Annotated in this window: 13 protein-coding genes; 5 read left to right on the top strand and 8 right to left on the bottom strand. The window is 72.8% G+C overall.

The window, feature by feature from the left end; all coding sequences use genetic code 11:
* Positions 1–161: 161 nt before the first annotated feature.
* Positions 162–2,573 carry a beta-L-arabinofuranosidase domain-containing protein gene (locus ACWEVN_RS35035; protein ID WP_452054123.1) on the bottom strand — a complete coding sequence of 804 codons (2,412 nt, stop codon included), beginning with the start codon at positions 2,571–2,573 and terminating at the stop codon, positions 162–164.
* Between the two features lie 176 nt (positions 2,574–2,749).
* Between ACWEVN_RS35035 and ACWEVN_RS35040 the strand changes: the two genes are divergently transcribed.
* Together ACWEVN_RS35040 and ACWEVN_RS35045 are read left to right on the top strand one after the other, a co-directional pair.
* On the top strand, positions 2,750–4,105 hold the full coding sequence (locus ACWEVN_RS35040) for an RICIN domain-containing protein (RefSeq protein WP_452054124.1): 1,356 nt from the start codon (positions 2,750–2,752) through the stop codon (positions 4,103–4,105).
* 11 nt (positions 4,106–4,116) lie between these two features.
* Complete coding sequence (locus tag ACWEVN_RS35045) at positions 4,117–6,963, top strand: glycosyl hydrolase family 95 catalytic domain-containing protein (protein ID WP_452054125.1); 2,847 nt, start codon at positions 4,117–4,119, stop codon at positions 6,961–6,963.
* Here the strand turns inward: ACWEVN_RS35045 and ACWEVN_RS35050 are convergent.
* The 3 genes from ACWEVN_RS35050 to ACWEVN_RS35060 are packed head-to-tail and all read right to left on the bottom strand — an operon-like array spanning position 6,958 to position 8,900.
* Positions 6,958–7,539, bottom strand: a complete 582-nt coding sequence (locus ACWEVN_RS35050) for a TetR/AcrR family transcriptional regulator (protein ID WP_449684927.1) — start codon at positions 7,537–7,539, stop codon at positions 6,958–6,960. The two genes, ACWEVN_RS35045 and ACWEVN_RS35050, sit on opposite strands and share 6 nt — an antisense overlap.
* On the bottom strand, positions 7,536–8,273 hold the full coding sequence (locus tag ACWEVN_RS35055) for an alpha/beta hydrolase (protein WP_449684926.1): 738 nt from the start codon (positions 8,271–8,273) through the stop codon (positions 7,536–7,538). The genes ACWEVN_RS35050 and ACWEVN_RS35055 overlap by 4 nt, the downstream gene beginning before the upstream one ends.
* Positions 8,274–8,333: 60 nt before the next feature.
* Positions 8,334–8,900 carry a TetR/AcrR family transcriptional regulator gene (locus ACWEVN_RS35060; protein ID WP_452054131.1) on the bottom strand — a complete coding sequence of 189 codons (567 nt, stop codon included), beginning with the start codon at positions 8,898–8,900 and terminating at the stop codon, positions 8,334–8,336.
* A 78-nt stretch (positions 8,901–8,978) separates the two neighbouring features.
* Between ACWEVN_RS35060 and ACWEVN_RS35065 the strand changes: the two genes are divergently transcribed.
* Complete coding sequence (locus tag ACWEVN_RS35065; protein WP_452054126.1) at positions 8,979–9,932, top strand: zinc-binding dehydrogenase; 954 nt, start codon at positions 8,979–8,981, stop codon at positions 9,930–9,932.
* Positions 9,933–10,224: 292 nt separating this feature from the next.
* On the opposite strand, the gene ACWEVN_RS35070 is transcribed toward ACWEVN_RS35065, so the two are convergent.
* Entirely contained in the window at positions 10,225–10,671 is a 447-nt protein-coding gene (locus ACWEVN_RS35070; protein WP_452054127.1) for a hypothetical protein, read from the bottom strand.
* Positions 10,672–10,796: 125 nt separating this feature from the next.
* Here ACWEVN_RS35070 and ACWEVN_RS35075 point away from each other — a divergent pair, with 125 nt between their 5' ends.
* Entirely contained in the window at positions 10,797–11,285 is a 489-nt protein-coding gene (locus ACWEVN_RS35075) for a beta-class carbonic anhydrase (RefSeq protein ID WP_310969794.1), read from the top strand.
* Here the strand turns inward: ACWEVN_RS35075 and ACWEVN_RS35080 are convergent.
* The 3 genes from ACWEVN_RS35080 to ACWEVN_RS35090 are packed head-to-tail and all read right to left on the bottom strand — an operon-like array spanning position 11,278 to position 15,947.
* Positions 11,278–12,204: an LLM class F420-dependent oxidoreductase gene (locus ACWEVN_RS35080; RefSeq protein ID WP_452054128.1), complete on the bottom strand. Its 927-nt coding sequence runs from the start codon at positions 12,202–12,204 to the stop codon at positions 11,278–11,280. The two genes, ACWEVN_RS35075 and ACWEVN_RS35080, sit on opposite strands and share 8 nt — an antisense overlap.
* 40 nt (positions 12,205–12,244) lie before the next feature.
* Positions 12,245–14,701: a BTAD domain-containing putative transcriptional regulator gene (locus ACWEVN_RS35085; protein ID WP_452054129.1), complete on the bottom strand. Its 2,457-nt coding sequence runs from the start codon at positions 14,699–14,701 to the stop codon at positions 12,245–12,247.
* 16 nt (positions 14,702–14,717) lie between these two features.
* Positions 14,718–15,947, bottom strand: a complete 1,230-nt coding sequence (locus ACWEVN_RS35090) for a pyridoxal-dependent decarboxylase, exosortase A system-associated (protein ID WP_449684920.1) — start codon at positions 15,945–15,947, stop codon at positions 14,718–14,720.
* 486 nt (positions 15,948–16,433) lie between these two features.
* On the opposite strand from ACWEVN_RS35090, the gene ACWEVN_RS35095 reads away from it, so the two are divergent.
* Positions 16,434–19,262: a type I polyketide synthase gene (locus ACWEVN_RS35095; protein ID WP_452054130.1), complete on the top strand. Its 2,829-nt coding sequence runs from the start codon at positions 16,434–16,436 to the stop codon at positions 19,260–19,262.
* The last annotated feature ends 69 nt before the right edge of the window (positions 19,263–19,331 follow it).

The raw sequence follows: 19,331 nt of genomic DNA on the forward strand, positions 1-19,331 counted from the left end.
GGCACGCTTTCCCGCCTTGACCCGGTGCCGCCGGCCGTAGTCACAATCGGGCATCGGGGTGGCGGAGACCCGACAACTGCGGATCACCGCCCCCACGACCGCCAGCCGCAGCGCCGCCAGCGGCGCGGCCCAGCGCGGTCGTGATGCACTCGCTGCGGGTCTCAGCCGTTCCGCACTACCCGCCACCGATTCGCAGCCGCACCATTGTCCGGCCCCTGAACCGCATAAGCCCCAGCCGCGGAAGACCCGTTCTCGATAGTCAACAACTTCCCGCTATTCACGTTCCGGATCTTCGACGTCCCATCCCCCTGATCGACCAGGGTCCATCGATGATCCGCCGTCCCGTTGTCCGACCACTGGAGAACCCGCGCCCCATCAGCGGTCGACATGTCCAGCACCCCCAGCACCTTCCCGCTGTTGGCGTTCCGGAACCGCACCGCACTGCCGTCGGTGATCATCTCCCAGTTGTGATCCGCCGTACCGCTGTCCGACCACTGCAGGGCCCGCCCGCCATCAGCGGTCGACATGTTCTCGACCCCGAGCACCAGCCCGCTGCCCACGTTGACCAACCGATAGGTCACCACACCAGCCCCACCGGTGTTCCAGTACACCGTGTAGCTGAACCCCTGCGCGTCATAAAACGGCACCAGATTGACCGAAGCACCATTGGCAGTGGCGCTGAAGGTCAACGCGCTACTACTGGTCCGGGTGATCGAACCGACATTGAGCGAGGGCAGCGTGGTCCCACCGTAATTCCCGGCCAGAACCACCGGACCATAGGTCACCGCGGCGATGTTCGCGTTGTCGTTGGCCGCCTTCAACGCCACCTTCATCGGCAGGCGCACCGTGACCGTGTCTCCGGAAGCCCACGACCGCGACAGGGTCGCATAGCTCCCCGGCGTGGCCGTCACGTTCTGCGCGACCCCGTTGACGCTGATCGTCGCCCCGCTCGTCCACGACGGGATGCGGATCCGCATCGCCCAGGTGCCGCCCACGCTGCCCGTCACCGTCAGCGTGGACGTGTCACTGGCCGGGAACGACGTCGCCTGGGTGACCGTGATCCCCCGCTGGGACCACGTGAGCACCGACGGCAGGAACTGGTTCACGATCAACGTCGTGTCACTGAAGAAGTAGATCGAATCGGCCAGCTTCGTCTGGGTCTCCAGACCGCTGCCCTGGCAGCACCAGAACGAGTTGTAGTCCGTGCTCCACGTGCCGCCGCCCCACGCTGGGCCGAGGCCTCGGCGGCCGCCCGGGTTGAGGGAGCTGAAGTACGTTATGTGACCGTGGCTGTCGGCCGGGTTCTGCTGGCCGATCATCTGGTTGAGCAAGGCTCGCTCGTAGTAGTCGGCCAGGTCGGCGCGGTCCGGGTACAGCGCCATCAGCTCGCGGGTCAGCTTGAGCATGTTGTAGGTGTTGCAGCTCTCGCACGTGTCCTGGTTGAGGTAGCCCGCTATCGCGTTCGGCGCGCGGAAGTGCTCGGCCTGGCTGTTGCCGCCGATGGCGTACGTGTGCGCACCGACCGTGATGTTCCACGCGTTCGTCGCGATGTCGCGGTAGCGGGTGGTGCCCGTCGCCTTGTACTCGCGGGCCGCGCCGATCCACTTGGGGATCTGGGTGTTGGCGTGCAGCCCGTTGAGCTGATCCCGCCCGGCGGCCAGGGGATCGAACACGGCGGCGTGGTCGAACCGCTTCGCCGCGGTCAGCCACCGCGAGTCCCCGGTGTACTGGTACAGATCGGTGAGCACCGCGTTCATCCCGCCGAATTCGGTGTTCAGCACCGACTGCATCTGCGCCGCGCTGAGCCGGGCGGTCCGCCGGTCGACCCAGCCGGCCAGGTTCAGCAGCACGTCGCGGGCCTGGGTGCTGTCGGCGTACCGCCAGACGTCGAGGAGGCCGGCCATGGTCTTGTGGATGCAGTAGTACGGCACGTTGCCGTTCGTCAGCTTGCCGGCTTCGAGATTGTCGAAATCGGCCTCCGGGAAACCGGACAGGTAGCCCGCGGCGAATCCGGCGGCGGCGTTGTTCGCCTGGCACTTGGCGAGCTCGGCCACCATGGTCGTCGCCTTGTCGCGGCTCGTCGTGTCGCCGGCGACGGCCCACAGCTGGGCCCACGCGGTCAGGAAGTGGCCCTGGACGTGGCTGCGGAACGGGAAGTTCGGCGCGTCCCAGCCGCCGTTGGTGGCCGCGCCGCCGGTGGAGAGCCGGTGGTTGGCGCGGAAGTTGTACAGCAGCCGGTTGACGTCGACGAAGCGCAGGTAGTTCTGCGTCCGGTTCTGGTTGTCCAGCCAGCGGCTCGCGGTCAGCCGCACCTGGCCGAGCTCGAACGGGAACGCGGACACCCCGGCGTCGGGCCGGACCGGGCCGACGGCCGCGGCCGTGGCGGTGGCGGCCGAAGCGGCGGGCGCCCAGCCGACGGCGGACCCGGCCGCGGAGGCGATGGCGGTGGCGCCGGCGGCTTGCAGCAGGCGCCGGCGGCTGAAGGAGGAGGTCACCGGGTGCTCCGTTCGTCGTTGAGCGGACAAGAGGTGGGCGCGGAGCATGTTAGCGCTAACAAAGCCACTTGTCACCACCCTCGCTCAACCTGGCCCGCGGGAAGTATTCCGTTCCGCGGCCGGAAATTTCCCCGAGCCATTTCCGGAACTGAAACTTTCATTTCCGGCTGGACGCTCATTCGAAAACCGTGCTACAACCGGAACACCCTTGAGCAGACGCCTCGAGGATTTCCCCGTCGGCCGAAGGGTTTCGCATGCCCACGCTCCGATCGTCGTTCCGGATCTTCGCGACCGCCGCACTGCTCGCCTTGGCCGTCTGCGGCGCTCCCCCGGGTGCCGCCGCGGCGCCCCTGGCCGCGACGCCGAGTGCCGGCTGCGGCAAGAGCCCGACGCTCACGAGCGGCAAACGCACGATCCAGAGCAACGGCAAGAGCCGCAGCTTCATCCTGAAGATCCCCGACACCTACGACAACACCGCCCCGCACCGGCTGGCGTTCGGCTTCCACTGGCTGGGCGGCACCGCCGAGCAGGTCTCCGGCGGCGGCAGCGACGGCTACGCGTGGGCCTACTACGGCATGCAGTCGCAGTCGGGGAACTCCACGATCTTCGTGGCGCCCCAGGGCCTCAACAACGGCTGGGGCAATTCCGGCGGCGAGGACGTGACCTTCACCGACGACATGGTCCGCCTGATCGAGAACGACCTCTGCGTCGACACCACGCAGCTGTTCTCCGTGGGCTTCAGCTACGGCGGCGCGATGAGCTACGCCCTCGCCTGCGCCCGGGCGAACGTCTTCCGCGCGGTCGTGGCGATCGCCGCCCCCGGCGCGATCAGCGGGTGCAGCGGCGGCACCCAGCCCATCGCCTACATGGGCATCCACGGCGTCTCGGACAACATCGGCGCCGGCCGTGGGCTGCGGGACACCTTCGTCCGCAACAACGGCTGCACCCCGCAGAACGCCCCGGAGCCCGCCGCGGGCAGCAAGACGCACTACCTGACCACCTATTCGGGCTGCCGGACCGGCTACCCGGTGGTCTGGGCCCCGTTCGACGGCGGCCACCAGCAGGGCCCGGTGGACGGCTGCACCGGCTGCGAGAGCGGCGCGCGGAGCTGGACGAAGACCGAGATCTGGAAGTTCTTCAGCCAGTTCGGCGGCGGCAGCGACCCGAACCCGCCCACCTCGCCGGTGCAGGTCGGCGTGAACTACTCCCTCGTCGCCGCGCACAGCGGCAAGTCCGCGGACATCAGCGGCGCGTCCACCGCGGCGGGCGCCGCGCTGATCCAGTGGTCCTCGCACACCGCGGCCAACCAGCAGTTCGACTTCCTCGCCTCGGCCGACGGCTACTACCGGGTCCGCGCCCGGCACAGCGGCCTCGTCCTCCAGGTCGCGGGCACGGCCTCCGGCGCGGACATCACCCAGCAACCCGACACCGACGCGACGACCCAGCAGTGGAAGGTCACCGACCAGGGCGGCGGCGCGATCAGCCTGGTCAACCGGGCCAGCGGCCTCGCGATGGACGTCTGGGGCGCCTCGACCGCCGACGGCGCGCGCATCTCGCAGTACGCCGTCAACGGGAACGCCAACCAGCGGTTCCAGCTCCAGCGCTCCTGAGGAGGACGACGATGCCCGACCTGACCCGACGGCAGGCCATCCGGCTCGGCGCCGCCCTGGTCCCCCTCGTGTGGACGGCGACCGCCCGGCCCGGCTCGGCCGCACCGGCCGACGTCCGGGCGGTGAACGACCTGGCCCTGTGGTACGACAAACCGGCCGGCACCGAGTGGCTGCGGGCGTTGCCGATCGGCAACGGCAGGCTGGGCGCCATGGTGTTCGGCAACACCGACACCGAACGCCTGCAGCTCAACGAGGACACGATCTGGGCGGGCGGCCCCCACGACTACAGCAACACCCAGGGCGCGGGGGCCCTCGCCCAGATCCGGCAGCTGGTGTTCGCCAACCAGTGGACGCAGGCGCAGTCGCTGATCGACCAGAAGATGCTGGGCTCCCCGGCCGCGCAGCAGCCGTACCAGCCGGCCGGCACCCTCAGCCTTGCGTTCCCCGGCGGCAGCGCCTCGTCGTACCAGCGGTGGCTCGACCTGACCACCGCCACGACGGTCGTCACCTACGTCGTGAACAACGTGCGCTACCGGCGCGAAGTGTTCGCCAGTGCCGTGGACCAGGTCATCGTCCTGCGGCTGACGGCGGAGACCCCCGGCTCGATCTCGTTCTCCGGCTCGTTCGGCACTCCGCAGCGGGCGTCGGCGTCCAGCCCGAACGGCACCACGATCGCCCTCGACGGCGTTTCCGGCGACAGCCGGGGCATCGCCGGCTCGGTCCGGTTCCTCGCCCTGGCCGCCGCCACCGCCGAGGGCGGGAGCACCAGCAGTTCCGGCGGCACGCTGCGGGTGTCCGGCGCCAACGCCGTGACGCTGCTGATCTCGATCGGCACCAGCTACGTCGACTACCGCACGGTGAACGGGGACTACCAGGGCAGCGCGCGGTCGAGGCTGGCCGCCGCGCAAGCGCTTTCCTACGACACCCTGCGCAGCCGGCACGTCGCCGACTACCAGAAGCTGTTCAACCGCACGACGCTCGACCTGGGCCGGACCTCGGCCGCCGACCAGCCGACCGACGTCCGGATCGCGCAGCACAACAGCGTCAGCGACCCGCAGTTCGCCGCCCTGCTCTTCCAGTTCGGGCGCTACCTGCTGATCTCCTCGTCGCGGCCGGGCACGCAGCCGGCCAACCTCCAGGGCATCTGGAACGACAGCCTGAACCCGTCGTGGGAGTCGAAGTACACGCTCAACGCCAACCTGCCGATGAACTACTGGCCGGCCGACGTCACCAACCTGCCCGAGTGCTACGAACCGGTGTTCGCCATGATCGCCGACCTCGCGGTCACCGGCGCCCGCACCGCGCAGGTCGAGTACGGCGCCCGCGGCTGGGTCACCCACCACAACACCGACGGATGGCGCGGATCCTCCATTGTGGACTTCGCGCAGGCCGGCATGTGGCAGACCGGCGGGGCCTGGCTCGCCACCATGATCTGGGACCACTACCGGTTCACCGGCGACGTCGCCTTCCTGCGCGCCCGCTACCCGCTGCTGAAGGGCGCCGCCCAGTTCTTCCTCGACAGCCTGGTGACCGAACCGTCCCTGGGCTACCTGGTCACCAACCCGGCGAACTCGCCGGAGCTGAACCACCACGCGAACGCGTCCGTGTGCGCGGGACCGACGATGGACATGCAGATCCTGCGCGACCTGTTCGACGGCTGCGCGGGCGCGTGCCAGGTGCTCGGCGTGGACGCCGCCTTCGCCGACCAGGTCAAGGCGGCCCGGCAGAAGCTGGCGCCGATGAAGGTCGGCTCGCGCGGCAACATCCAGGAATGGCTCTACGACTGGGTGGAGACCGAACAGACCCACCGGCACATCTCGCACCTCTACGGCCTTTACCCCAGCAACCAGATCACCAAGCGCGGCACGCCCTCGCTGTTCACCGCCGCCCGCAGGACACTCCAGCTGCGCGGGGACGACGGCACCGGGTGGTCACTGGCGTGGAAGATCAACTACTGGGCCCGCATGGAAGAGGGCGCCAAGGCGCACGACCTGATCCGGCTGCTCGTGCGGACGGACCGGCTGGCGCCCAACATGTTCGACCTGCACCCGCCGTTCCAGATCGACGGCAACTTCGGTGCGACCTCCGGCATCGCCGAACTGCTGCTGCACAGCCACAACGGCGAGCTGCACCTGCTGCCCGCGCTGCCACCCGCCTGGCCGGCCGGCAGCGTCACGGGCCTGCGCGGCCGCGGCGGCTACACGGTCGGCGCGACCTGGAGCGGCGGCGCGGCGACGCAGCTGACCGTCACGCCCGACCGCGACGGCGACGTCAACGTCCGCAGCCGGCTGTTCACCACGACCTACGAGGTGCTCGACACCACCAGCGGCGCCAAGCTCCAGCCGACGACCGTCGAGTCAGATCTGGTCCGGTTCCCCGGTCAGGCCGGGCACACCTACCAGGTCACTTCGCTCGGCGGGCCACCGCCGGTGGTCGAACCCGGGGTGAACTACCGGCTCGTCGCCCAGCACAGCGGCAAGTCGGCCGACATCAGCGGCGGCTCGACGGCGGCCGGCGCGGCGCTGATCCAGTGGCAGGCCACCAGCGGGCTGAACCAGCAGTTCGACTTCCTCGCCTCCGACGGCGGCTACCACCGCATCCGGTCTCGCAACAGCGGCCTGGTCCTGCAGGTCGCGAGTTCGGCCTCCGGCGCGGACATCACCCAGCAGCCCGACACCGGCGCGACGACGCAGCAGTGGCGGGTGACCGATCAGGGCGGCGGGGTGGTGACGCTGGTCAACCGGGCCAGCGGTCTTGCCATGGACGTCTGGGGCGCCTCGACCGCCGACGGGGCCCGGATCTCCCAGTACGCGGCCGGCGGTGGCGCCAACCAGCGGTTCCTGCTCCAGCGCCTATGACCGGCGCAGGCCGTTGACCAGGAGGTTCACCAGGTGCCGCGCGTCGTAGTGCGCTGCGGACCCGGCGCCGGCGCAGAGGCTGCCGACGCCGCGCATCAGCTCGTAGGCGTCCTGGCCGGGGACGATCTCCCCGGCCGCCGCGGCCGCCTCGAGCAGCTGCGTGCAGACGGGACCGAGGCGTTCGAGGAAATAGGCGTGCAGCGGGTCGTAGCAGGCTTCGCCGGACTGCAGCACCGACGCCAGGCCCTGCTTGGTGATGACGAAGTCGACGAACCGGTCGATCCACTCGACCAGGGCCCGGTGCGGCCCGAGGTCACCGGCGAGCAGCGCCGGACCGGCCTCGGCGAGGGCTTCGACCTGCAGCCGGTACACCGCGAGGATCAGGTCGGCCCGGGTCGGGTAGTGGCGGTAGATGGTGGCCGTGCCCACCCCGGCCCGGGCGGCGATCTCCCGGATCGGCGCTTCGACGCCGGACGTCACGAACACCGCGGCGGCGGCTTCGAGGACGTTCCCGGCGTTGCGCCGCGCGTCGGCGCGCTGCGGCGGTTTCCCTGCCGCCGTCCGGGCATCGCTCACGACCGCATGCTACCGGCCCCCACCGGTTCGCCGACGTCGAGCAGCAGCCCGGCCAGCTCCGCGGGCGCGGTGATCATGCAGTCGTGCCCGGCGGCCAGCTCGCGCACGTCCGCGGGCTCGCCGTTCGGCTGCACGGCGGGCACCGGGCGCCGGTCGAACCCCTCCGGCTTCACCGTGCAGTGGATGTGCGTGCGCGGGATCGCCGCCGCGGCCGGGTTGTCCAGCGCGACCGGCTCTTCGAGGCACCGGAGCGGCTGGTCGGACAGCATGGTCCGCAGCCAGGCGACGTCGCCGGGGTCGGTCACCCCGAACAGGCCGAAGGGCGCGGGCAGCTCGGGCAGCGGCGGGACCCGCCAGCCGGTGCCGAGCACGCTCCGGGTGATCGGCATGACGTCGAGCCCGTTCTCGCCGTGGGCGGGCACCATCGCGTCGAGGTACACCAGCCGCGCGATCCGCTCCGGCACCTCGTTGGCCACCGCGGAGATCACCAGGCCGGCGTAACTGTGCCCGACCAGGACGACGTCGTGCAGGTCCGCTTCGACCAGCAGCCGCACGACGTCGGCGGCGTGCGTGCGCAGCCCGACGTCCGGGGCCAGCAGGTGCCGCGTTTCGCCGTAGCCGGTGAGCGTCGGGGTGAACACCGGCCGCCCGCTCGCCGCCAGCCGCGGCACGACCCGCGCCCAGCACTGGCCGGTGTGCCAGGCGCCGTGGACCAGCACGTACGTGATCGCCATGATGACTCGACTCCTCAAGTGGGACAGTGTCCCGGTTAACCATACGGGACAGTGTCCCACTTAGTCGCGGCAGGCTCGCAGCCCGTTGCTCGCGATCGTGGTGTAGCGCCGGACGGCCGCGGCCCGGGCCGCCGGCGTCGACGCCTGGATCCCGCCGGCCGCCATCAGGAGGATCACGATGTCGTCCAGGGTCGTTTCGGGGCGCAGCTCGCCCGCGTCCTTGGCCCGGCGCACCAGTTCGGCGAGCGATTTCAGGGCCCGTTCGCGGTCGGCGGTGAAGTCGAGGGCGCCGGGGAAGGCCGACACCAGCGCCGCGGTGGTGGCCCGGTCGCGGGCGTAGAGCTCGCCCAGGCGCTCGATCACCGTGCGCAGGCCACGCCAGGGATCCGCGTCGGCGAGACCGTCCTCGACGACGGCGTAGCAGGCCCGCATCCGCTCCGCGAACGCCTCGGCGAACAGCTGCTCCTTGGTCGGGAAGTGGCGGTAGAGCGTCGCCGGGCCGACCCCGGCGTGGCGGGCGATCTCCCGCATCGGGGCCGCAAGCCCCTCGGCGGCGAAGACGGCCCGGGCAGCTTCGAGGAGGCGCTCGCGGTTGTCGCGGGCGTCCGAACGCCGGATCCGAGGCAACTGGCCGGTCACCGTCTCACTTTAGCCGAACCGGACGGGGGCGTCCGTTACCGTCGCGGCCGCCTCGACCTCAAGGAGATGACCGTGAAAGCAGTTGTGGTGCAGAGTTTCGGCGAGCCCGGCGGGCTGGCCGTCGTGGACCTCCCCGACCCGCGGCCGGCCGCCGGCGAGGTGGTGATCGCCACCGAAGCGATCGGCGTCGGCGGGGTCGACGTGCTGATCCGCCGGGGTGCGCTCGCCGCGTTCGGCTTCGAACCCGGTCACGTCCTCGGCAGCGAGGTCGCCGGGGTGGTGACCGCACTCGGCGCGGACGTCGACGAGTCGTGGGCCGGCGCGCGGGTCTGGGCCCCCACCGACGGGGGCGGCGGGTACGTCGAGCAGGCGGTCGTCCCGGCCGCGACGCTGGTGCGGCTGCCGCCGGGCGTGTCGCCGGTCGACGCGGTGACCGTCGCGGGCTCCGGCGTGGTCGCCCACTTCGGCCTCCGGCACGCCCGCTTCACCGACGGCGAGTCGGTGCTGGTCCGCGGCGCGGCGGGCGGGATCGGGGTGCTGGCGGTCCAGCTCGCGGCCCGCACCGGCACGGTCGCGGTCACGACGTCGTCGGCCGAACGCGGTGCCCGCCTGCGCGCACTGGGCGCCACCGAGGTGCTCGACCGCACCGGCGAGGGCGCGACCGGCTTCGACGTCGTCCTCGACATCGTCGCCGGGGACGACTTGCCGTCGTTCCTCGCCAGGATGAACCCGAACGGCCGGCTGGTGGCGGTGGGCGCGATGGCGGGGCCACCACCGGCCCGGATCGTCGCGGAGATGTTCACCGCGTTCCGGAAGTCGCTGACGTTCGGGGTCTTCAGCGCCGACTCGGTGTCCACAGAGGACCGCCGCACGGTGGCCACCGGGCTGCTGGCCGCCGTGGGCCGCGGCGAGCTGGCCGCCGTCGTCCACGAGGTGCTCCCGTTGGGGCAGGCCGTGGCCGCCCACCGGCAGCTCGACGCCGGCACCGTGTTCGGCCGGCTCGCGCTCGTCCCGGCCTGACCTCAGGCCCGGCCCGCCACGGGTTCGGGCGTCGCGGCGCTGTGGTCGATGTCCTTCTCGAGTTCGCGGATGATCGGCAGCACGTACTCGACCTCCTCCTGGAAGTGCAGGAACCCGAGCAGCAGCAGGCTCGCGCCGCGGCGAGCCGGGTGCGGAAGCCGTCGTTGTCCTGGACGAGATCGGCGAACTCCGAGTCAGGACCGCGGCGTCTACCGGACCTCGTATGACGGCACGACGCTGCGGGAGCACCTGGAGCTGCCGTAGGGCGTGTGCCGGCGGAGCCGGGCGCCGGTCAGGTCCGTTTGCGGCTCGCGATCTCGTCGGCGAGCTGCTGCACCCGGGCGGGGTCCACGTCACGGGCCAGGGCGACGTAGTGGTCCAGGACGGCCGGCCGGTAGCGCACGGGCCACGTCTGTCCCGGGGCGAGCCGGGTGAGTTCGGTGATCGTGAGGTCCTCGTCCGCGATGCCGCGGAACGAGCTGCCGTCGGCGGTCTCCACGTCGAACATGAGGACCACGCGTGGATTGCTGTTGACCTCCCGCCAGCCGACGAGAACGCCGAGCGCAAGCGCCCCCGTGCGCAGTTCCGCAGTGCGCTTCGCTGCCTCACGGCTCAGGAGCGGGTTCGGGACGACCCCGGGGAAATCGGGCCCGACACCGAGCGATTCCCGGCTCAGGTCGGGCCTGAGCCGCGCGATCAGATCGGCCGGATCGGTGCGCTTCTTCTTCCGTCCGAACATTTCGACCCCCTCCCGCGTACCGTACCGCAGCCCCGGCCGCGTCCAGGTCGTGGGCGCGCTTGCGCCGGCACCGCGGGGCGAGTCCACTGCGAAGGCAGCCCGTTCGCCCTTCGGAAGGACCCCGCATGTCCGTCACCGACGAACTCCTGGCCAACAACGCCGCCTACGCCGCCCGGTTTTCCGGGCCGCTGCCGCTGCCGCCCGCCAAGCACGTCGCCGTGCTCGCCTGCATGGATGCGCGCCTCAACGTCTACGGCGTCCTCGGGCTCGAGGAGGGCGAGGCCCACGTCATCCGCAACGCCGGCGGCGTGGTCACCGAGGACGAGATCCGGTCCCTCGCCATCAGCCAGCGGCTGCTGGGCACCGAGGAGATCATCCTCATCCACCACACCGACTGCGGCATGCTGACCTTCACCGACGACGGCTTCAAGAAGTCCATCGAGGATGAAGTCGGAATCAAGCCGCCGTGGGCCGCCGAAGCCTTCACCGACCTCGACGACGACGTCCGCCAGTCGATCGCGCGGATCCGGAACAGCCCGTTCATCCCGAAGAAGGACTCGATCCGCGGCTTCGTCTTCGACGTCGCGACGGGCAAGCTGAACGAAGTCAGCTGAGCGATCCGGCGAGCTGCCAGGTGCGCAGCCGTTCGCGGTCGGACCGCATCCCGGATTGGATCAGGACGACTTCGGTCGCCCCGGCGTCGAAGTAGCGGCGCAGGCCCGCCGCCACCGTGCGCTCGTCGCCGATCAGGGCGAGGTCGGCCGCGTGGGTGGCGCCCTCGGCGTCGAGGATGCGGCGGTAGGACGGGATGTCGCCGTAGTAGCCGAGGTGGACCGCGGCGATCTGCCGGACCGTGTCGGCGTCGTCGGTCACCACGGCCGGGACGGCGGCGATCACCCGGGGTTCGGGCCGGCCGGCGTCGGCGGCGGCCTTGGTGAGCGTGGGCACCACGTGCTCGGCGAGCGCGCGCGGGCCGGCCAGGAACGGGAGGGTGCCATCGGCGAGTTCGCCGGCCACGCGCAGCGCCTGCGGTCCCATCGCGGCGACGACGATCGGGACGCCGCCACCCCCGGGCACGGCGGTGGGCAGCGGCGGGCAGGCGGTGAGGGTCTCGCCGTCGAAGAGCGGGCGGCGGCCGTCGAAGATGTCGCGCAGCACGGTGAGCGATTCGCGCAACGACGTGATGGGCGGCGGGTATTCGAAGCCGAAGGCGGGCTCCAGCAGGCTTTGCACGCCCAGGCCGAGCCCGAGGGTGAACCGGCCCCCGGCCGCGGCTTGCGCGGTCTGCGCCTGGGCGGCGAGGTGGAGCGGGTGCCGCGGGTAGAGCGGGACGACGGCGGTCCCGACGGCGATGCCGGGCACCTCGCGTCCGGCGAGGGCGGCGAGGGTGAGGGCGTCGTGGTCGAACAGCTGCGAGAACCAGACCGACCGCAGGCCGGCCCCGGCGGCCTCGCGGGTCTGGGCGAGCAGGGTTTCGACGCTGTTGGCGGCCCCGGACAGGTCGCCGGCGGGCAGGGCGGCACCGATGGTCATCGTTTTCTCCTCAGGACAGGCTGGAAAGAAGCAGAGCGGCTCAGGCTTCCTCGGGGTACTCCGACTCCCGCCGCCACGAGATCGGCCGCGGGCGCGGCAACCGGCGGTGTCCCGCGCGGCCCGCGGTCCTGGGTGTGCCGTCCCCCTGCGCCCGGTCCGCCGCCAGCTCGAACTGGTTGCGCCCCAGGGCAATCTGCGGGGACGCCGTCCGGTTGCCCGTCCCCGGCTCGCCCGCGGGCAAGCCCGGCACCACGGGCGCGGCCACCATCGCCGAGCGGGCGCGGTCGACCCCCGCCAGGACCTCGCGGACCAGGTCGTCCCAGCTCACGCCCCCGGCTTCGTCGCCGGCGGTGAGGGCCCGGGTGATCCGGCCCGCGGCGTCGGCGAACCGGCTTTCGCGGACCGCCAGCTCCCCGAGCGACCGCTCGAGCGCCGCCTCGGCGTGCCGGTCGCCCGACCGGACCGCCGCGCGCACCGCCGTCTCGCCGCTCTCGCGCCAGTCCGCGTACCGGCCCCGCGCGCCCGCCAGCTCGGCCACCGCCAGCGCCAGTTCCGCGCAGTACCCCGGCTCCCCCACCTCGGCCGCTTGGCGCACCGCGGCCAGCAGGCCCGCGGACTCGCGCTCGTACCACGTGCCCGGGTCGCCGAGATCGGCCACCACCGGCGTCCGCGGTGCCTTCCCCGCCGGGACACCCCGGACGTCGTCCGTCAGCGCCAGCCAGGCGCCGAACAGCCGCCGGGACACCACCTGAAGTGGTTGAGCGGCAAGGAGTTCCAACGCCAGCAGGCGGGTCAGCGACGGCAGCCGGTACCGAGCACCGGCGACGTCGACCAGCCGCGCGTCCACCAGCGACTCCAGCGTGTCGGCCGCTTCGGCCGGGCCCACGTCCGCCAGCGCGGAAGCCGCCCAGCCCGCCCAGCTCCCGGCGGGCAGCAGGGCCAGCCGCGCGAACAGGTCGCGGGCCGGGCCGGGCAGCTCCTCCAGGCCACGCCCGACGGCCGCCCGGACGCCCGCGCCGAGGCGGCCGAGCCGGTCGCCCTCGGCGCGCAGCCGGGCCACCTCCTGGGCGAGGGTCCGCCCCGGCCGGGCCGCGACGTGCGTGGCCGCCGCCGTCACCGCCAGCGGCAGGCCGCCGCACAGCTCGACCAGCTCCACCGCGTCCGACAGCTCCGCCGTCACCCGGTCCTCGCCGACCAGGGCCGAGAGCAGCTCGACCCCTTCCGCGCCGTCCAGGACGTCGAGCTCGGCCACCGTCACGCCGGGCAGCGACGGGACGCGGGCGGTGGTCGTGACGAGCAGCCGGCAGCCCCGGGCGTCGGCGACGAACGGCGTGACGCGCGCCAGGCTCGCGGCGTCCTCCAGCACGGTCAGCACCCGACGTCCGGCGAGCACGCTGCGGTACAGCGCGGCGCGGCCGTCCAGCTCCTCGGGGATCTCCGCCGCGGGTACGCCGAGTGCGTGCAGGAACCGGGCCAGCACCTCGCCGGCGTCCTCGTCGGCGAGGCGGGCGTAGAGCACCCCGTCGGGGAACGCCGGTGCGGCGCGGTGTGCGGCTTCGGCCGCCACGGCGGACTTGCCCGATCCGCCGCGTCCGGTGAGGACGGTGACCACCGCGGCGCCCGGCCCGTCGTCGGTCAGGCCGCGCCGCAGCCCGGCCAGCAGCCGTTCGTGCCCGGTGAAGTACGGCAGCCGCGCGGGCAGCATCCGCGGGACCGCGCGGCCGCTCGCGGGTGCCTCGCTCGACCCCGCGAGGATGTCCTGGTGCAGCTCGCGCAGCGCGGCGCCGGGCTCCAGGCCCAGTTCGTCGACGAAGCGGCGGCGCACGGCCCGGTAGGCGGCGAGCGCCTCGACCCGGCGGCCGCACCGGTGCAGCGCGGTCATCAGCTGCAGCACGAACCGCTCGCGCAGCGGGTATTCCTCGGTCAGCACCGAGATCTCGCCGACGACCTCGCGGTGCAGGCCCAGTTCGAGCTCGGCGTCGAGGCAGTCCTCGAGCACCTCCACCCGCCGCTCGGCGATGCGGACCTGGTGGGCGCGCACGACCCCGCTGTCGATCCCGGTGAGCGGTTCCCCGCGCCACAGCGCCAGCGCCTCGCGGAACGCCGCGCGCGCCTCCTCCGGCCGCCGGGCGGCCCGCCCGCGCGCCACCAGCGTCTCGAACTCGTGCAGGTCCAGTTCCCCGGGCGCGAGGTCGAGGCAGTAGCCGCTGCCGCGCGCGGAGATCCGCTCGCCCAGCCCCGCTTTCGCCAGCGCCCGCCGCAGGGCCGACACACAGGTCTGGACCTGCGCCCGGGCCGTCGCGGGCGGCGCGGCGCCCCACAGCGCGTCGAGCAGCACCTCCAGCGGCACCACGCGGTTGCCGTTGAGCAGCAGCAGCGCGAGCACCACCTGCTGGCGGCGGGCGGTCACGACGACCGGCTCGTGGCCCTTGACCTGCAGGAGGCCGAGGACGCGGAAGCTGGTCACGGGCACGGACTGGAGCGCGGTGGTCTGCACGGTGTTCCCTCCGGGATCAGACGAGGACTTCGGGCGGCGCCGGGTGCCCGAGGAAGGCGGTGGGGCTGGCGGTCAGGCCGTAGGCGCCGGCCTGGAAGATCGCGATCAGGTCGCCGATCGCCGCACCGGGCAGGGAAACCTTGTCGCCGAGGAGGTCGAGCGGGGTGCACAGGCAGCCGACCACGGTCACCGTCTCTTCGGGACCGCCGGGCGCGGACGCCAGGGCCAGGGGGTAGTTGCGGCGGATGGCCTGGCCGAAGTTGCCGGACGCGGCCAGCTGGTGGTGCAGGCCGCCGTCGACGACGAGGAACGTCGTGCCGCGCGAGACCTTCCGGTCGACCACGCGGGTGAGGTACACGCCGGCCTCGCCGACGAGGTAGCGGCCGAGCTCGATCACCACGCGCGCGTCCGGCAGGGCGGGCCGCAGCGAGACGTCCAGCAGCTTCGCCAGGTTTTCGCCGACTTCGTCGAGGTCCAGCGCCGTGTCGCGGGCGGTGTAGGGGATGCCGAAGCCGCCGCCCAGGTTCACCGACCGCACCGGGCCGGGCGCCGCCTCGGCGAGCTGCAGCACCAGGTCGACCGTCGCGCGCTGGGCCTCGCACAGGCTTTCCGCGCGCAGGTTCTGGGAGCCGGCGAAGACGTGGAAGCCCTGGAAGTCCAGGCCCGCGGCGCCGACTTCGGCCAGCACGCCGGGGACGCGCTCGGCGTCGATGCCGAACTGCTGCGGGCCACCGCCCAGGCGCATGCCGGACCCGCGCACGGCGAAGTCCGGGTTCACCCGCAGCGCCACGCGCGGGGTGAGGCCGAGGCGGTCGCCGGCCTCCCGCACGCGGGCCAGCTCGGTGGTGGACTCGAGCTCGACGGTGACCCCGGCGGCGACCGCGCGGGCCAGCTCGGCCGCGGTCTTGCCGGGCCCGGCGAAGCTGATCCGCTCCGGCGGGACGGTCGTGTCGAGGGCCTGCCGCAGTTCGCCGGCGGAGGCGACGTCGAGACCGTCGACGAGGCCGCTGAGGTGGTGCAGCAGCGCGGGCATCGGGTTGGCCTTGACCGCGTAACTGAGTTCGACGTCGCCGGGCAGCGCGGCCCGCACCCGCTCGACGCGGGTGGTGACGAGCGAGCGGTCGTAGGCGAAGAAGGGGGTGGTGCCGACCCGCGCCGCGAGCCGGTCCACGGGCACGCCGCCCACGGTGAGCACACCGCCGGCGCGGCCGAACGGGGCCGCCGCGGCTTCCGTCGTGTTCGCCATCGCTTTCCTTTTCTTCGAGCACGGGGAAATAGCAACCGGAAAAGGCACCGCCGTCGGTAACGGGCGGCACTGCGAACACTGAAGCAACTACCCACCCACCCGGACATGGGTAGTCCTCACCCAGATTCGGCACCCGGGTGGGGACCCGGGCACCCAGGTGTACCTGCTGTGTCCACCCGGTCACTCCGGGGACACCATCCACACCGGACCGAACTGACATTTCCTCAGGTCAGGGCAATTGACCACACCGTTCGGCGCAGTCACCCACCCGCACTGCTCCAGCCGGGTGGCCCGCTCCGGTGGCAACTTCCTGCCGTCGCCTGCCTGCCACCGCGGGCCCCGGGAACACCCCTTGACGAACGGGGTGCGCAGCCCGCACGATCGGAATCCACCAGCACCGCCGGGGAATTCCCGGGATCCGGTGCAATTCGGACAGCACCACGCATTCCCCGATTTCCGCCGATCCCTTCCGACGATGGGTGAACTATGTCTTCCCTGCCTGCTCCCGGTGAGCCGATCGCGGTGGTCGGCATGTCCTGCCGGCTCCCCGGTGCCCCGTCCCCGGCGTGGCTGCGCCGGCTGCTGGCCGAGGGCCGCGAGGCCGTCGGCGCGGTCCCGCCGGGCCGGTGGACCGACGGCGCCGGCTCGGGGCGCGGCGGCTTCGTGTCCGATGTGGACGGTTTCGACGCACCCTTCTTCGGGATCTCCCCGCGCGAGGCCGCGGCGATGGACCCGCAGCAGCGGCTGGTGCTGGAGCTGGCGTGGGAGGCCTGCGAGGACGCCCGGATCGCGCCCGGCACGCTGCGCGGCAGCGGCACCGCCGTCGTCGTCGGCGCGATCAACGGCGACTACGCACTGCTGCACGACCGCCTCGGCGCCGGGCCGCACACCCTGACCGGCACTCACCGCAGTCTCATCGCGAACCGCGTCTCCTACGGGCTCGGGCTGCGCGGGCCGAGCCTGACCGTCGACTCGGGCCAGTCGTCGTCGCTGGTGGCGGTGCACCTGGCGGCCGAGCAGCTGCGCCGCGGCACCGCGGCCGTCGCGCTCGCCGGCGGGGCGAACCTCAACCTGCTGGAAGCGGGCACCGAGGTCGTGGACCGCTTCGGGGCGCTGTCCCCGCAGGGCCGCTGCCACACCTTCGACAGCCGCGCCGACGGGTACGTCCGCGGCGAGGGCGGCGGCCTGGTCGTCCTGAAGCCGCTGAGCGCCGCCCTCGCCGACGGCGACCGCGTCCACGCGGTCCTGCTGGGCGGCGCCGTGAACAACGACGGCGGCGGCGACGGCCTCACCGTGCCGCGGGCCGAGGCGCAGACCGAGGTGATCCGGCTGGCCTGCGCCGACGCCGGCGTCGCCCCGGCCGACGTCCAGTACGTCGAACTGCACGGCACCGGCACGCCGGTCGGCGACCCGATCGAGGCCGAGGCCCTCGGGGCCGCGTTCGCCGGGGACCGCCCGGATCCCCTGCAGGTCGGCTCGGTGAAGACCGTCGTCGGCCACCTCGAAGGCGCCGCCGGCATCGCCGGGCTGCTGAAGGTGCTGGTGTGCCTGTCCGAGCGCCGCCTGAGCCCGAGCCTGAACTTCGCCACGCCGAACCCGGCCATCCCGTTCGGGACGCTGAACCTCGAGGTGGTGGCCGAGGGCCGGGACTGGCCGCGGCCGCAGGACCGGCTCGTCGCCGGGGTCAGCTCGTTCGGCGTCGGCGGCACCAACTGCCACCTCGTCCTGGCCGAGGCGCCGGCGGTTCCCCAGCCCGAGGACGTCGCCGCCGACGACGTCCCGCTGGTGCTGTCGGCCCGGTCGGCCGCCGCCCTGCCCGCCCAGGCCCGTGCGCTCGCCGGCCACCTCGCCGACCACCCCGCGCCCGCGCACGGCGACGTCGCCCGGTCACTGCTGCGCACCCGGGACCTCTTCGAGCACCGCGCGGTCGTGTTCGACGATCTCGCGTCGCTGGCCGCCGGTACGCCGTCGGAGAACGTCGTGACCGGGCGGACCGTCGACGGCGCCGACGTCCTGGTGTTCCCCGGGCAGGGTTCGCAGTGGCCGGAAATGGCCCGCGCGCTGCTGCGCGACTCCCCCGTCTTCGCCCGCCGGCTGGCCGAGTGCTCGGCCGCGCTGGCGCCGTTCCTCGGCTACGAACTCCTCGGCGACCTGCGCGCCGGCACCGCCGACCTCGACCGCGTCGACGTCGTCCAGCCCGCCCTCTGGGCCGTGATGGTGTCGCTGGCGGAGGTCTGGCGCGCCGCGGGACTCACGCCGTCGATCGTCGTCGGCCACTCCCAGGGCGAGATCGCCGCCGCCACCGCGATCGGCGCGCTGTCGCTGGCCGACGGCGCCCGCGTGGTGGCCTTGCGCAGCCGGGTGATCGCCGGGATGCCGCGCGGCGGCGGAATGATGTCGGCCGGCGCGCCCGAGGACGTCGTCCGGCCGCTGCTGCCCGCCGGCGTGTCGGTGGCCGCGGTGAACGGCACCCGGTCGGTGGTCCTGTCCGGGCCGGCCGACGCGCTGGCGGCGTTGCACGCCACCCTCACCGAGGGCGGGTACCGCGCGAAGATCCTGCCGGTCGACTACGCGTCGCACTCGGCGGCCGTGGACCCGCTGCGGGACGAGATCCTGTGGCTCCTGGCCCCGGTGCGCCCGGTGTCCACTTCGGTCACGTTCGTTTCGGCCCTCACCGGCGAGCCCTTCGACACCGCCGGGCTCGACGCCGGGTACTGGTTCGAAAGCCTCCGGCGCCCGGTCCGGTTCGCCGCGGCGACCGCCGGAGCGCTGGCCGCCGGGGGCGCGCGGTTCGTCGAGTGCAGCCCGCACCCGGTGCTGCTGGGCAGCATCGAGGAGACCGCCGAGGCGAACGACCGCACGGTGGCCGTCGTCGGGACGCTGCGACGGGACGACGGTGGCGGCGAACGTCTGCGGCGCAGCTTCGCCGAGGCGTTCGTCGCCGGAGCCGGGGTGCGGTGGGAGGTGCCGGGCACGCGCCTGGTGGACCTGCCGACCTATGCGTTCCAGCGGACCCGGTTCTGGCTCGGCGAAGAAGTGGCCGCCGCGCCGGTCGCCGTCGATCCCACGCAGGTGGCGGAGCTCGTCCTGGCCACGGCCGCGGCCGTGCTGGGCCACGCCGACGCCGGCGGCATCGACCCCGCGAGCACGTTCAAAGACCTCGGCTTCGACTCGGTGAGCGTGGTGGAGCTGCGCACCCGGCTGCAGGCCGCCACCGGTCTCAAGCTGCCGACGACGCTGCTGTTCGACTTCCCCACGCCGAATCACCTCATCGCGCACCTGCGCGCCCTGCCGCGGCTGGTCGGGGGGGGGTAAAAAGGGTGAAAAACCCAAAAAAAAAAAACAACCACAACGCCACAACGGGGGGTCGCAAAAAAAAAACGA

This window comes from Amycolatopsis sp. NPDC003861 (assembly GCF_053605405.1).

Bases quoted from the DNA above. Each gene is read 5' to 3' on its own strand.
- ACWEVN_RS35055 (WP_449684926.1), bottom strand. From the start codon at position 8,273: ATGGCGATCACGTACGTGCTGGTCCACGGCGCCTGGCACACCGGCCAG.
- ACWEVN_RS35090 (WP_449684920.1), bottom strand. From the start codon at position 15,947: ATGGCGAACACGACGGAAGCCGCGGCGGCCCCGTTCGGCCGCGCCGGC.
- ACWEVN_RS35080 (WP_452054128.1), bottom strand. From the start codon at position 12,204: ATGACCATCGGTGCCGCCCTGCCCGCCGGCGACCTGTCCGGGGCCGCC.
- ACWEVN_RS35075 (WP_310969794.1), top strand. From the start codon at position 10,797: ATGTCCGTCACCGACGAACTCCTGGCCAACAACGCCGCCTACGCCGCC.
- ACWEVN_RS35045 (WP_452054125.1), top strand. From the start codon at position 4,117: ATGCCCGACCTGACCCGACGGCAGGCCATCCGGCTCGGCGCCGCCCTG.
- ACWEVN_RS35070 (WP_452054127.1), bottom strand. From the start codon at position 10,671: ATGTTCGGACGGAAGAAGAAGCGCACCGATCCGGCCGATCTGATCGCG.
- ACWEVN_RS35065 (WP_452054126.1), top strand. From the start codon at position 8,979: ATGACCGTGAAAGCAGTTGTGGTGCAGAGTTTCGGCGAGCCCGGCGGG.
- ACWEVN_RS35095 (WP_452054130.1), top strand. From the start codon at position 16,434: ATGTCTTCCCTGCCTGCTCCCGGTGAGCCGATCGCGGTGGTCGGCATG.
- ACWEVN_RS35040 (WP_452054124.1), top strand. From the start codon at position 2,750: ATGCCCACGCTCCGATCGTCGTTCCGGATCTTCGCGACCGCCGCACTG.